General features: G+C 40.3%; 13 protein-coding genes. 10 read left to right on the top strand and 3 right to left on the bottom strand.

All coding sequences use genetic code 11. From position 1 onward, the window contains the following. Positions 1-205 precede the first annotated feature (205 nt). Positions 206-2,779: a class I adenylate cyclase gene (locus RB151_RS20820; protein ID WP_071548708.1), complete on the top strand. Its 2,574-nt coding sequence runs from the start codon at positions 206-208 to the stop codon at positions 2,777-2,779. A gap of 16 nt (positions 2,780-2,795) precedes the next feature. On the opposite strand, the gene cyaY is transcribed toward RB151_RS20820, so the two are convergent. After that, entirely contained in the window at positions 2,796-3,113 is a 318-nt protein-coding gene (cyaY, locus tag RB151_RS20815; RefSeq protein WP_042845862.1) for an iron donor protein CyaY, read from the bottom strand. A gap of 216 nt (positions 3,114-3,329) precedes the next feature. On the opposite strand from cyaY, the gene lptM reads away from it, so the two are divergent. The 9 genes from lptM to RB151_RS20770 all read left to right on the top strand — a co-directional run bounded on the left by lptM (position 3,330) and on the right by RB151_RS20770 (position 11,584). Continuing rightward, complete coding sequence (lptM, locus tag RB151_RS20810; RefSeq protein WP_042845861.1) at positions 3,330-3,515, top strand: LPS translocon maturation chaperone LptM; 186 nt, start codon at positions 3,330-3,332, stop codon at positions 3,513-3,515. Positions 3,516-3,536: 21 nt separating this feature from the next. Next, complete coding sequence (gene dapF / locus RB151_RS20805) at positions 3,537-4,361, top strand: diaminopimelate epimerase (RefSeq protein ID WP_042845859.1); 825 nt, start codon at positions 3,537-3,539, stop codon at positions 4,359-4,361. Between the two features lie 41 nt (positions 4,362-4,402). Beyond that, complete coding sequence (locus RB151_RS20800; RefSeq protein ID WP_042845857.1) at positions 4,403-5,107, top strand: DUF484 domain-containing protein; 705 nt, start codon at positions 4,403-4,405, stop codon at positions 5,105-5,107. Continuing rightward, positions 5,089-6,018: a tyrosine recombinase XerC gene (xerC, locus tag RB151_RS20795; RefSeq protein ID WP_042845855.1), complete on the top strand. Its 930-nt coding sequence runs from the start codon at positions 5,089-5,091 to the stop codon at positions 6,016-6,018. Before RB151_RS20800 ends, xerC begins: the two co-directional genes overlap by 19 nt. Next, positions 6,018-6,734, top strand: a complete 717-nt coding sequence (gene yigB, locus RB151_RS20790) for a 5-amino-6-(5-phospho-D-ribitylamino)uracil phosphatase YigB (RefSeq protein WP_071548707.1) — start codon at positions 6,018-6,020, stop codon at positions 6,732-6,734. Before xerC ends, yigB begins: the two co-directional genes overlap by 1 nt. Before the next feature lie 218 nt (positions 6,735-6,952). Beyond that, complete coding sequence (gene uvrD, locus RB151_RS20785; protein WP_048605792.1) at positions 6,953-9,115, top strand: DNA helicase II; 2,163 nt, start codon at positions 6,953-6,955, stop codon at positions 9,113-9,115. Between the two features lie 202 nt (positions 9,116-9,317). After that, positions 9,318-9,995, top strand: coding sequence for a hypothetical protein (locus RB151_RS20780; protein WP_071548706.1), 678 nt, complete (start codon positions 9,318-9,320; stop codon positions 9,993-9,995). A gap of 245 nt (positions 9,996-10,240) precedes the next feature. After that, on the top strand, positions 10,241-10,825 hold the full coding sequence (locus RB151_RS20775) for a 2OG-Fe(II) oxygenase (RefSeq protein ID WP_042845847.1): 585 nt from the start codon (positions 10,241-10,243) through the stop codon (positions 10,823-10,825). Between the two features lie 165 nt (positions 10,826-10,990). After that, positions 10,991-11,584: a hypothetical protein gene (locus tag RB151_RS20770; RefSeq protein ID WP_042845845.1), complete on the top strand. Its 594-nt coding sequence runs from the start codon at positions 10,991-10,993 to the stop codon at positions 11,582-11,584. Between the two features lie 44 nt (positions 11,585-11,628). Here the strand turns inward: RB151_RS20770 and prfH are convergent, their stop codons facing one another. Both prfH and RB151_RS20760 read right to left on the bottom strand, forming a co-directional pair. Further along, the gene (gene prfH, locus RB151_RS20765) at positions 11,629-12,240 is read right to left on the bottom strand and encodes a peptide chain release factor H (RefSeq protein WP_173424813.1); all 612 of its coding nucleotides are present in this window, start codon (positions 12,238-12,240) and stop codon (positions 11,629-11,631) included. Beyond that, positions 12,240-13,373 (bottom strand): RNA ligase RtcB family protein, encoded by a 1,134-nt coding sequence (locus tag RB151_RS20760; protein ID WP_042845842.1) that lies wholly within the window; start codon positions 13,371-13,373, stop codon positions 12,240-12,242. The genes prfH and RB151_RS20760 overlap by 1 nt, the downstream gene beginning before the upstream one ends. Between the last annotated feature and the right edge of the window lie 34 nt (positions 13,374-13,407).

The following is a 13,407-nucleotide window of genomic DNA, read 5'->3' as shown; positions in this document are numbered from 1 at the left end:
AAAACCTTTTTATACAATATGTTGAAAAGCATTTAGTATCAAAAATAAGCACGTAAAATAATGTGATCTACTTTACCCTTTTGCTGCAAGGTGTTAAATTGATCACGTTTCCGACAATTCATTTGAAAACTTTTTTAAATCTATCTCTATCTGTTGGGTGCTGGGAAATTCCCAGATTTGTATTACATTCAGTCAGGCGTAACTCTTGTATCTCTATATTGAAACCTTAAAGCAAAGACTTGATGCGATAAACCAATTACGGTTAGAGCGCGCAACAGCATCTATGAGTGAAACCTTTTCGAAGGTTTATAACCTGCTGCCTGTCTTGTTTCATTATCATCATCCAATGATGCCTGGTTTTATTGAAGGTAATGTACCCCATGGCGTCTGCTTTTTCTCTCCAGATACAGAACAAATGAAGTGGTTGGGGCAATTTGAACGCTTCCTACCAATCGAAAAGCCCACTAATGGTGAATTACCCATAACTGGGATTTATTCAATGGGCAGTACCTCCTCTGTAGGGCAAAGCCATTGTTCAGATATCGATGTTTGGGTTTGTCACCCTTCTTGGTTAGATCACGAAGAAAAACGTTTTTTACAAAAGAAATGCACATTAATTGAACAGTGGGCAGCGTCTTTAGGCATTGATGTAACCGTTTTTCTAATCGATGAGAATCGTTTTCGCCATCATGCGAGTGGGCATATAGGCGGGGAAAACTGTGGTTCAACGCAACATATTCTATTGTTAGATGAGTTTTATCGTACTGCGGTTCGAATGGCCGGCAAACGCTTATTGTGGGCGATGGTACCTGTTGAAGAAGAACAACATTATGATGAATATGTTATGAGGTTATATGCACAAGGTGTATTAACGCCAAATGAGTGGTTGGATTTAGGCGGATTGAGTGAACTTTCAGCCGCAGAATACTTTGGTGCAAGCTTGTGGCAACTTTATAAAAGTGTTGATTCCCCTTATAAAGCAGTATTAAAAAGTATCTTATTAGAGTCTTATTCATGGGATTATCCTAATGGCAAACTACTGGCTATGGAGTTTAAGCGCCATTTACATGCCGGTGAAATCGTGTGTTATGGCTTGGATTCCTACTGTTTAATGCTTGAACGCGTCACAAGGTATCTTGTTGAAATTAACGACTTAACTCGTCTTGACCTTATACGTCGTTGTTTTTACCTTAAAGTTTGTGAAAAACTTTCTGAAGAAGATAGCAATGCTTTTTCTGGTTGGCGTCGAGATGTCTTATCCCAATTGGTGGCATCATGGGGCTGGGGAGCAGAACGTTTAACAGTACTAGATACACGCAGCCAATGGAAAATTGAGCGTGTCCGTGAAGCGCATAATGAGCTACTCGACACCATGATGCAAAGTTATCGTAATTTAATTCGCTTTGCGCGGCGAAATAATTTAAGCGTTAGTGCAAGCCCACAAGATATTGGGGTATTAACTCGTAAATTATACGCAGCCTTTGAAGCGCTTCCGGGTAAAGTGACGTTAGTTAACCCTCAGATTTCACCGGATTTAAGTGAAGAGCACCTCACTTTTATTTATGTGCCAGCAGGGCGTGCAAATCGTAGTGGTTGGTATTTGTACAACCAAGCCCCGAATATTGATGCGATTATTGGGCACCAGCCTCTGGAATATAACCGTTACTTAAATAAATTAGTGGCCTGGGCATATTTTAATGGCTTACTAACTGAAACGACACAAGTTTATATGCATAATGGGCAGTCGCAGTGTGACGAAAGAAAACTGCTTGAACTTATGCATGACGTCTCAAATCATTTCCCAATTAGGTTGCCGGCTCCAACACCAAAAGCGCTATATAGCCCCTGTGAAATTCGCCACCTTGCAATAATCGTTAACCTAGAAAAAGACCCGACTCAAGTTTATTCAGAGCAAGTGGTTCATGTCGATTTTAGGAAATTAGATATTTTCAGCTTTGGCGAGTCACAGCAGTGTCTCATTGGTAGTATTGATTTGTTGTATCGTAATTCATGGAATGAGGTAAGGACGCTCCATTTCAGCGGTGAGCAGTGTATGCTAGAAGCGTTAAAAACGATTTTAGGTAAAATGCACCAAGACGCTTCACCACCGGAAGCTGTTGAGGTCTTTTGTTATAGTGAGCACTTACGGGGGCTTATTCGTACTCGTGTACAGCAATTGATATCGGAATGCGTAGAACTGCGTTTATCAAGTAATAGTAATGACCCTGGGCGCTTTAAAGCGCTCCGCATAGCAGGGCAGACTTGGGGGCTGTTTTTTGAACGCCTGAATGTCTCAGTACAAAAACTAGAAAATGCGGTTGAATTCTATGGCGCAATTTCCCATAACAAGTTACATGGCTGGCCGGTCAAACTTCAGGCAAAAAGTGATAACCATTTGCCAGCTGTTGTTGATGGTTATGCGAGTGAAGGGATTGTACAGTTTTTCTTCGAAAATACGGCGGATAACACAGGTTTTAATATTTACGTATTAGATGAAGCTAACCGTGTGGAGATTTACTCTCACTGTGAAGGTTCCAAAGAAGACTTGGTGCGTGATGTCAGTAAGTTCTACTCCTCCTCCCATGACCGCTTTACCTATGGTGCTAATTTTATCAACTTCAATTTACCGCAATTTTACCAAATTATTAATCATGACGGTAAAAACCAAGTGGTTGCCTTTTCGGGCGCAACGTGGCCATTTACATCAGAGGATGATGACGAAGTGGGGCATGATATGCATTTAAGCCAATCAGGGCACCCACAAGCGCATTACTTTTAGTGATAGTTGTTTAAAACTAGAACGAAAATGGCTGTTGGCTTTGGAAAGCAATGGCTTCCGCTAACTGGTTTTTAAACTCATTGCCAGAACGGTCACAGACCCATTCCCCTTGTTTGTAATCATAATGGTATCCGCCTTGTTTGGTCGCTAGCCAAATTTGGTGAAATGCCTCTTGTTTGTTGATGATGATTTTGCTGCCATCTTCAAAACTGAGTGTCATAACACCGCCATTTATCTCACAATCGATATCGGCATCACCATCGTAATTGTCCAAATGCTCTTCAATAGAGCCCAGTAGCGCTTCTGCTAGCTGGTGAAATTCACTGTCATTCACGGTTAAAATCCTGTTTGCTCACAATTAGTTAATTAAAATTATAGGAGGGATCAAGCATTGGGGTCAATCTCAGTGCGCTGACTAAAAATTTCAGATTAAATTTAGCCTAGAGTATATAATATAAGCATGCTTGATAAACAGACGTGATTTGCTAGGTCACTCCTGTTATTGTGTAAAATATCAGATGTCAAAAGTTAGTATCACAGGCGAAAAAGAATGAAAAAAAGTTTATTTGGGCTTAGTGCACTTGTTATGTTATTTACCTTATCTGGTTGTGGCTTGAAAGGCCCTCTTTATTTCCCGCCGGAAGAAACTGTTGCTCCTGCTCAGGCGCCTGATGTGCAACCAACAGCGCCAAGCAGCTCAACCGAAGAGCCTGCTACAACAAATCATAACCAGTAAGTTGCCGCTATGGAGCGTGAAATGCAATTCTCTAAAATGCATGGCTTAGGCAATGACTTCATGGTTGTCGATGGTGTCACACAAAATGTGTATTTTTCGCCAGAACTTATTTGCCGGCTGGCAGATAGGCATACTGGTGTCGGTTTTGATCAGCTATTATTAGTTGAAGCCCCCTATGACCCTGACCTTGACTTTCATTATCGCATTTTTAATGCGGATGGCAGTGAGGTGTCACAATGTGGTAATGGGGCGCGTTGTTTTGCGCGTTTTGTTCGGCTTAAAGGTCTGACTAATAAGCAAAAAATTAAAGTTAGTACCCAATCAGGCCGGATGACATTAACCATAAATGAAAATGATGATGTCTGCGTTAATATGGGAGAGCCTGATTTTGAGCCTCAAAGGGTGCCATTTCGCGCTATTAAAGAAGAAAAAACCTATATTATTCGAGCTCAAGAACGTACAGTGTTATGTGGGGTTGTTTCAATGGGTAACCCACATTGCGTCATTCAGGTTGAAAGTATTCATACCGCAGAGGTTGAAATTTTAGGGCCAGCTTTAGAGAGCCATGAGCGCTTTCCCGAACGCGCTAATATTGGTTTCATGGAAATTATTAATGCTGAGCATATTCGCTTGCGCGTTTATGAGCGTGGTGCAGGTGAAACTCAAGCATGTGGTAGTGGAGCATGTGCCGCAGTGGCTGTTGGGATCACTCAAGGGTTATTGGCGAAACGAGTACGTGTTGATTTACCCGGCGGGTCGTTAAATATAACTTGGGAAGGCCCAGGGGCTCCGTTGTATATGACAGGCCCAGCAACTCATGTCTACGATGGGGTCATCCAGCTATAAAAGTCACACAGCGATAATTTTACCGAGTTGAAGAGGGGAATATGGATAAAACCGAAAAAGCACTGAAGAGAAAACATCAACTTGATGAATTCGATGTGGTGCAATATCTAAAGGAAAATCCTTACTTTTTTCTTCGTAATGCACAATTATTGGAGCAGTTGAAAGTTCCACATGTTGTACAAGGTGCTATCTCATTACCTGAATTAGTGATGAATCGCCAACGTTTGAAAATCAAAGAGCTTGAGCAAGATATCCGTTTTATGGTAGAGCAAGCGCATGAAAATATAGAGCTTTTTGATGAGTTATTGGTTCTGGTGATAGACATGTCATCAGCCAAAAGCTTACAAGAAATGTTACTTACTTTAAATCGCTGGGCAAAAAAATTAGGTTTATCAGGCGCATCGGTTCGTTTATTCAGTGATAGTTGGCATTTATCAGCCCCTTTAGATGCCCATCAACTGGTGATTTCGCGTCGTGTTTTTGAGCCTATCAGAATTCAACGATTTGGCGATAAACGTAACTATCTTGGTCGTTTAAATGGCCCTGAAATCCAATTGCTTTTACCAGATGCGCTCAATGTCGGCTCTGTGGCTATCTCATTATTTGGTCATCATGGTGAATCGGGCATGGTTATTTTTACTAGCCGCGACCGCGAGCATTATCAACATGGTATGGGGACGGTTATGTTGGAAAAAGTGGCTCAAATTCTCCCGAGGTTATTATGCCAATGGATAGAACGCCTGTAGAGTCTCAGCCGAAAGGGCTGATGATGCAAGTTGAGGCCTTCTTACGTTATCTGCGAGTTGAACGTCGGTTAAGCCCTGTCACTATTACTAATTATCATCGTCAATTGAGTGTTATTGTTGAAATGCTAACCTCATTGAAAATCACTGAATGGCAAAAAGTTGATACAGCTATCGTACGGAATATTGCGGCTAAAAGTCGCAAATCAGGCCTACAGGCTGCAAGTATGGCTTTACGATTATCGTCATTGAGAAGTTTTTTGGATTGGATGGTGCATCAAGAGGCGTTGCCTGCAAACCCAGCCAAAGCAATTCAAGCACCCAAATCCAAAAAACGTCTTCCTAAGAATATGGATGTAGATGAGGTCTCCCAACTGCTAAATATGGATAGCGGTGATCCACTAGTTGTGCGCGATCGTACTATGCTGGAAGTGATGTATGGTGCTGGATTGCGTTTATCTGAACTTGTTGGTCTTGATGTTCGTCACCTCGATTTAAGCACTGGTGAAGTTTGGGTGATGGGAAAAGGAAGTAAAGAGCGAAAAATTCCAATGGGAAAAACAGCGGTGAGCTGGCTACATCGTTGGTTAGAAATGCGTGAGTTATATGAGCCAGAAGATGATGCTGTTTTTATCTCAACCCAAAGTGGGAAACGAATTTCGAATCGAAATGTACAAAAACGTTTTGAACAATGGGGAATAAAACAGGGGGTTAATAGTCACATTAATCCTCATAAATTACGCCACTCCTTTGCGACACATCTCCTTGAATCAAGTGGTAATTTACGTGGGGTGCAAGAACTTCTTGGTCATGCGAACTTATCAACAACACAAATTTATACGCACCTTGATTTTCAGCACTTAGCCAACGTTTATGATGTGGCTCATCCGAGGGCAAAGAGGGAGAAACCTTAATGCATTTTTACCGCCCACTGTCACCAATTATGGCGATTACGTTTGATTTGGATGACACGCTTTATGATAACCACCCAGTTATTGATAAAACGGAAGAGGAAGTCTTACGTTTTGTTCGTGAATACGACCCTCGATTCAATCATTTTAGCAATGATGACCTCTATGCTTTTCGCCGCCTTGTGGAAGAACAAGAGCCTGAGATCTGCCATGATATTTCCCGTTGGCGCTGGCTTTCTTCAAAAATGATGTTTTGCCATTATGGCTATTCGCGAGAAGATGCACAAAAAGGGGCAGATGACATCATGGCACATTTCACTTACTGGCGTAATAAAATAGATATCCCTGAATCTACACACGCAACACTTGCCAAATTAGTTGAAAAATTACCGTTAGTTGCGATAACCAATGGTAATGCAGAACCTGAAGCGTGTGGGTTAGGCCAATACTTTCAGTTTGTTTTAAAAGCCGGGCCAGATGGCCGTTCAAAACCTTATTGTGATATGTACCGTTTAGCTGCACAGCGCCTTGATCTTGAACCGAAATTCATTCTTCATGTTGGGGATAATCTACTGACAGATGTTGAAGGCGCAATCAATAGTGGTATGCAAGCCTGCTGGATTAACCTTGACCAAAAAACCCTAATGGGGGAGAAAGACGTGCGTTTATTGCCGCATGTAGAAATTTCTCAGTTGGCTTCTCTTTTATCATTGGTATAATCATTTCTCTGTATAAAAACACAGTGGTATTTGCTATTGTCGTGCTGCTACCAAACCTATTAAGGTTGGTAGTAAGTCGAATAGGTCATTTAAAATAAATCAGGAAAATCAATTTATTGGTTTTTGATTGATAACACAAAGTGGGAAATTACGTTTTTATTCCCCTTTGTTAACAACCTCACAGTGGTATTTTCCACTGCTTTGCTTTGATGGTAATTATGGACGTCTCTTATCTGCTTGAAGGTCTCAATGACAAACAACGCGAAGCGGTTGCCGCACCGCGTACTAATTTACTTGTGCTCGCGGGGGCGGGCAGTGGTAAAACTCGCGTATTGGTACACCGAATTGCCTGGTTAATGTCGGTGGAAAATGCATCACCATTTTCTATTATGGCAGTGACGTTTACTAACAAAGCAGCGGCAGAAATGCGCCATCGAATCAATCAGTTGATTGGCAGTAGTGAAGGTGGGATGTGGATTGGCACATTCCATGGTTTAGCACACCGCTTGTTGCGCCAACATTATATGGATGCCAATTTACCGCAGGATTTTCAAATCTTAGATAGTGATGACCAATATCGCTTAATTCGACGTTTGCTTAAAGCAATGAATTTAGATGAAAAACAATGGCCCCCACGTCAAGGAATGTGGTACATCAACGGCAAAAAAGATGAAGGTTTACGGCCCCAACATATTGAAAGCTATGGTAACCCTGTTGAAGCGACGTGGTTGAAAGTATATCAGGCGTATCAAGAGGCTTGTGATAGAGCAGGTTTGGTCGATTTCGCTGAGCTGTTACTTCGAGCTCATGAATTGTGGTTGAATAAACCCCATGTATTACAACACTACCGTGAACGTTTTACTAATATTTTAGTGGATGAATTCCAAGATACTAATAATATTCAATATGCATGGATTCGAGTATTAGCAGGGGAAACAGGCAAGGTCATGATTGTTGGTGATGACGATCAATCAATTTATGGCTGGCGTGGTGCCCAAGTAGAGAATATCCAACGGTTTCTTAATGATTTCCCCGGTGCAGAAACAATTCGTCTTGAGCAAAACTATCGCTCGACAAATAATATATTAAAAGCGGCGAATGCTTTAATTGCGAATAACAGTGATCGGCTAGGCAAGAATTTATGGACAGAAGGAGGGGATGGTGAACCCATTTCACTCTACTGTGCATTTAATGAATTAGATGAAGCCCGCTATATTGTTGGGCGTATTAAACAATGGCAAGAAAATGGCGGGGCGTTAAAAGATTGTGCCATGTTATATCGTAGTAATGCCCAATCGCGTGTACTTGAAGAGGCGTTAATTCAAACTAACATGCCTTATCGCATATATGGCGGCCAACGGTTCTTTGAACGTCAGGAAATCAAAGATGCACTTTCTTATTTAAGACTGATAGCAAATCGTAATGATGATGCCTCGTTTGAACGCGTGGTCAACACGCCAACACGAGGAATAGGTGAACGTACTTTGGATACCGTTCGCCAAACAGCACGAGATCAACAATTAACTTTATGGGAAAGTTGTGAGTACTTACTTCGTGAGCAAGTACTTGGAGGGCGAGCTGCGGCAGCAATAGAGCGTTTTTTAGAGTTAGTTGAAGCGTTGGCGAAAGAAACGCAAGATATGCCATTGCATGTTCAAGCAGATAGGGTTATTCACGATTCTGGTTTGCGTGCAATGTATGAGCAGGAAAAAGGCGAAAAAGCCCAAGCGCGTATCGAAAACTTGGAAGAGTTGGTGAATGCAACGCGTGACTTTAGCTACCAAGAAGAAGACCAAGATTTAATGCCATTACAGGCATTTCTATCACATGCAGCTCTTGAATCAGGGGAAGGGCAAGCGGATGCCAACCAAGATGCTGTTCAATTGATGACTTTGCATTCAGCCAAAGGTTTGGAATTCCCAGTTGTATTCATTGTCGGAATGGAAGAAGGGATGTTTCCCAGCCAAATGTCAATGGATGAAAGCGGGCGTCTTGAAGAAGAGCGTCGGCTCGCTTATGTGGGGGTTACCCGAGCAATGGAAAAACTTACCATTACTTATGCAGAAAGTCGTCGGTTATACGGTAAAGAAGTCTATCACCGTCCATCACGCTTTATTGGTGAGCTACCGACTGAATGTGTCGAAGAAGTTCGCCTAAGAGCCACAGTTTCTCGTCCGGTTAGCCATCAACGCCTTGGTACACCAATCAGTCAAAATGATTCAGGTTATGCGCTAGGCCAGCGGGTAATGCACCCTAAATTTGGTGAGGGGACTATTATTAACCTAGAAGGCAGCGGTGAACATTGTCGTTTACAGATAGCCTTTCAAGGACAAGGGATTAAATGGCTAGTGGCTTCATATGCACGGCTAGAGAATTTATAGTTACCATAAATTTCAAATATAACACCACCGTTCTAGGTGGTGTTATATATAATATAATAATTATATTATGTATCTCTAAAACTATTTAGTTTATTTGTTTTGATTTTTTATATGATCTATTAATTTGTTTTTTTATTTTTATCTTTTAATATTAAATTGTAGTTCATGGCTAACGTAATGGTAATAAATGGAGCTTAATTATATGGATAGTAAACGTATTTCTGCACTAAATGAAAGATTGATAAATATAAAAAATAAAATTAAAGATATAAATGGCTTATTAAAGAGATATAAAAACAGTATAGATGAAATGTCAAATAATATGGAATTAGTAAAAATACAATTAGAGCAGTCTGAGCATCCTAATAGAGTCAAAATGAACAAAATTATGGATGAGGTTAAACAGAAAATAAAGGTCAGAGACAAAGAGCAGAGAGACAAGCTTAAATCACTAGGCGAGTTTTTTAACAGGAAAGAAAAAAATATAAAGACATTTATCAAACCAACAAGTACATATAAGGCAGTCAACTTCGTTAATATGGGTGGGTTAAAAAGTCGGATTTTTGATTTTATTGCAGTAGTTAATAGGAATAGTGAATTAGTGGAGAAGGAACTTAGTTCTCTTCAGATTGAACTGAGCGAAGTTAGCACGAAATATCCGGGTATTAAGGGTGATTGGTTAGAGGCGTTGCTGAAACCAGATGCACTTATTGGAACAGCGAAACCAGATGCACTTATTGAAATGACAGCGGCGCTAGAGCCGTCTCAGGAAATGACTTCATCTGTAGAGGCACTGGTTGAAACTCAACATAAACCTCTCGTTTTTGTTGCTAAACACAGTTGTTTTGGAAAGACGGCATGGTGTGGAATAACACACTGATAATATTGTTTGATTTTTAATCTGTAAAATAAATCAATCGAAATAATTTATTAGTGTAAGGTACTTATTTATATAGGTACCTTATTCAATCAAATGATTAAAAATACTTACATAATGAAAAATAAAGGGTTTTTAGTTAGAAAGATTGATTCGATAGTTTAATCAATAAGATTTAAGCTTTTAATTTTATTTTTTTGTTTTTTTAGCGTATAAAGTTTTACCGAATAACCTTTCTAGTATTTATCATGTCAATTAATAAACTTATTGATTCACTCTCTACACAGGGCTGGTATGTGTGGGACGGTTTCTTGATCCCGCCTAATATAAAAGCTATCAAGGATTGCATTCCAGAAACACTGCAAGATGCACGTATTGGTCACCGTAATTTGTTACAGGGGAATAAAGCAATTCGAGGTGACCAAACAGTTTGGTTAGAACCTGAAATGGGGGCTCCTATCTGTGATTATATGGAGAAAATGGAACAAATAAGACAGGAAATCAACCGTCAACTTTACCTAGGTTTACGCGGTTTTGAAACGCATTTTTGCCGATATTCACAGGGTGGTTTTTATAAGAGACATGTCGATAACCCTAGGGGTGTTGGGCGGCGTAAGGTCACGACGGTTTTATATATGAATGAATCATGGCAACCTAGTGATGGTGGTGAATTGGTGGTTTACGACCAAACAGGTAATCAACTGTTTACATTAGAGCCGATTGCGGGGCGTATGGTCTTTTTTATGTCAGAAGAGTTTCCCCATGAGGTTTTACCAACTAAATTGATACGTGAAAGTATAGCCGGTTGGTTTTTAACTGAAACAGTATCTTAATTAGTTTTTTCATATTCTAGATACTGTTAGATAGTAAGCTATCTTATCAAGATTTCAACAATAAACTTTTAAAACATACAAACTATAAATTTGTATTTTAACGTTAATAACGATATTTTATTTTACTACGTTAATAGTAGCTTAACTTTAAAAAGGAGTTTTATTATGAAATCTAATTATGGAACGCTTGATAACGTAAAAAATTTAATTCATGAATTAAGTGAATATAATGATGTTGCAGTAGATAAAAAGCTAATAAGTACGCTTGATAAGTTTCAGGAGGGGATAGGTAAAATATCGGATATAACATACACTCTACCTAAAATTTACGCCTCAAAACCGCCGCTTATTCAACATGCTTTTCTATCAAGCTTCAATAATAATATAGAAATGAAATATCTATTTAAAGAAATAAATAGTGAAGTCATTAAATATGTTGATTTCATCAAGAAAGACTACAATCCCCAAGAGCAAGTACAGATTTCATCGTTGATTAAAGCGAATCAAAGTAGCGCGTTTCTTCCCCAAAGCCCACCGCAAACTATAGAAGAGCAGGCTAAAGCCTATCGTAAAGCACTTGAGCCACAGAATTTAGCACCAGTTATCGAAGGGTTTAGAGAGGGTACACAAGAAACTTTATTATCGAACCACATGGCGGCACTAAAGCCAGTAGAAAGTCACTCTTTAGATAACAACCTGTCAGCAGATTTTACTATTCACGGCTGCCAGATCTTTATTCCACATCAATATCGTATGTAATAGGTCACGTTGGGGGGCCACCTTTCAGAGTGGGCCCCAATTAGTTAGTTAGTTCGCTTAAACTCTATTCCAACAAAAGTGATCGTAGCATTTCCCCTTTCTATTTGGTAATGGGAATGATGTCGCTGTTTGTCTAATGAGCTCAGTTGTTGTGAGTAATACTCACTGAGTTTCCACTGGATTAATTGCCTTGCGAGTCTCTTATTTGCGTGTTGGCTACGCTCAGACTGGACTTTAACCGCAATACCTGTGGCAATGTGTTTTGCTCTAACTGCAGAAGACGTTTTATTTACATGCTGCCCACCCGCGCCTTGGGCTTTAGTAAATTCAAACTCAATCTCACTTTCTTCAATAGGTTTGATCGCTGAAAAACGCGTGACATTGAGAAACCAATTTTTCCGTTTATGGCGAGGCCTGATGGGGCTTTGACATTGCCATTGAACAGTGCCACACCAAGTATTGGCTAATGTTTCTGTATTTTCACCTTCCAGGCAAACTAATGCAGATTTTAACCCTTGTTTCGATGGGACAGACTCTAACAAATTGACTGTAACTTGGTGTTTATTCGCTTCTTGTAGAAAACAGGCTAGTGCTTTTTCAACCGCAATACAGCATTCTTCAGGGCCTTGTGCAGAGGAAAATTGTAATAACATGATTAACACTCCCCACTGGTTTTGTAGGTAATGATAGGTTTAAGCCTAGCCACCACTTGGATTACTCCAATATTCACCATGCTTTCAATCACAGTATCAATTGATTTATACGATTGTGGGGCTTCTTCATAAATCAGTTGTTTATTGGCGCAAATGACACGACTACCTAGTTCTGTTCGAGATAATTGAACAGGTGTGTAGCGATGAGATAGGCGGCCTTTACACTCCCCTCGCATCCATTTGCGCCCAGCGCCGTGAGCGAGGGAATTCAGGCAAGCGTCATTTCCCTGTGGTGCGACTAAATAACTGTAATCGCCACGCGAACCAGGAATAATTACCAGCCCTCGGTCTGAAGGGGTTGCTCCTTTACGATGTAACCACCCAGTTATGCCATTAATTTGACATGCCTCGACTAAATTATGGTTAACATCTAGGCTTAGTTCACCAGTTGATTTAACCTGTTGCAGCATGCGTAGCCCTATAAGACGGCGATTTACCTGTGCAAAATGTAAAGCACCTTGATGAGCTTTAAGGTAATTATCAGCATCACGAGTGCCTGATAGAAGCCCATTGTGGTTATATTTTTCAACGTGTTGTCGAAGAATTGATTGGCCTAAACCACGCGAGCCGCTATGAACTAATAGCAGTAGCTGTTGCTTATTTAACCCACTCGTAGCAAATAATTCAGGGTGCAATACTTGGTCAATGGTTTGGAACTCTGCAAAATGATTCCCACCACCAATAGAGCCTAATGATGCCATAAATTCACATGTTCTCATTGTGTCTGGCACATGTTCTTCGAGCCATGCTAATGAGGCATGATCTGACATCTGAGATAGCTGTTTTTCTAATTTATCGAGGTTAACTTTTGATTGTTTAATATCTGTTTTAAACAGGCTCATACCGCAGCCGATATCATTACCAACTAATGCAGGATAGAAGCGTTTAGTAGAGAAAAATGCCGCACCAATTGGATATCCTCGGCCTGGATGAAGATCAGGCATACCAACAACAGATATCATATCTGGTAAGTTTGCCGTTGTTTGTAATTGTTGGATCGCTTTGCTTTCAATCCATGTATTTTTCGTTGCGATATAACTAACGTGTTCGCTAACGAAATGAAGGGTATTGCCCATAAGCTATTTACTCATTTAAATATTAAAAATAAGG

The sequence above is a fragment of the Providencia rettgeri genome (assembly GCF_001874625.1).
GTDB classification, from domain to species: Bacteria; Pseudomonadota; Gammaproteobacteria; order Enterobacterales; family Enterobacteriaceae; genus Providencia; species Providencia huashanensis.
This window is presented reverse-complemented; position numbering and strand designations above follow the sequence as displayed.

Coding starts and splice junctions, on each gene's coding strand:
- lptM (WP_042845861.1), top strand. CDS start 3,330: ATGAAAAAAAGTTTATTTGGGCTTAGTGCACTTGTTATGTTATTTACC.
- uvrD (WP_048605792.1), top strand. CDS start 6,953: ATGGACGTCTCTTATCTGCTTGAAGGTCTCAATGACAAACAACGCGAA.
- RB151_RS20770 (WP_042845845.1), top strand. CDS start 10,991: ATGAAATCTAATTATGGAACGCTTGATAACGTAAAAAATTTAATTCAT.
- RB151_RS20800 (WP_042845857.1), top strand. CDS start 4,403: ATGGATAAAACCGAAAAAGCACTGAAGAGAAAACATCAACTTGATGAA.
- yigB (WP_071548707.1), top strand. CDS start 6,018: ATGCATTTTTACCGCCCACTGTCACCAATTATGGCGATTACGTTTGAT.
- RB151_RS20760 (WP_042845842.1), bottom strand. CDS start 13,373: ATGGGCAATACCCTTCATTTCGTTAGCGAACACGTTAGTTATATCGCA.
- RB151_RS20775 (WP_042845847.1), top strand. CDS start 10,241: ATGTCAATTAATAAACTTATTGATTCACTCTCTACACAGGGCTGGTAT.
- dapF (WP_042845859.1), top strand. CDS start 3,537: ATGCAATTCTCTAAAATGCATGGCTTAGGCAATGACTTCATGGTTGTC.
- RB151_RS20780 (WP_071548706.1), top strand. CDS start 9,318: ATGGATAGTAAACGTATTTCTGCACTAAATGAAAGATTGATAAATATA.
- xerC (WP_042845855.1), top strand. CDS start 5,089: ATGGATAGAACGCCTGTAGAGTCTCAGCCGAAAGGGCTGATGATGCAA.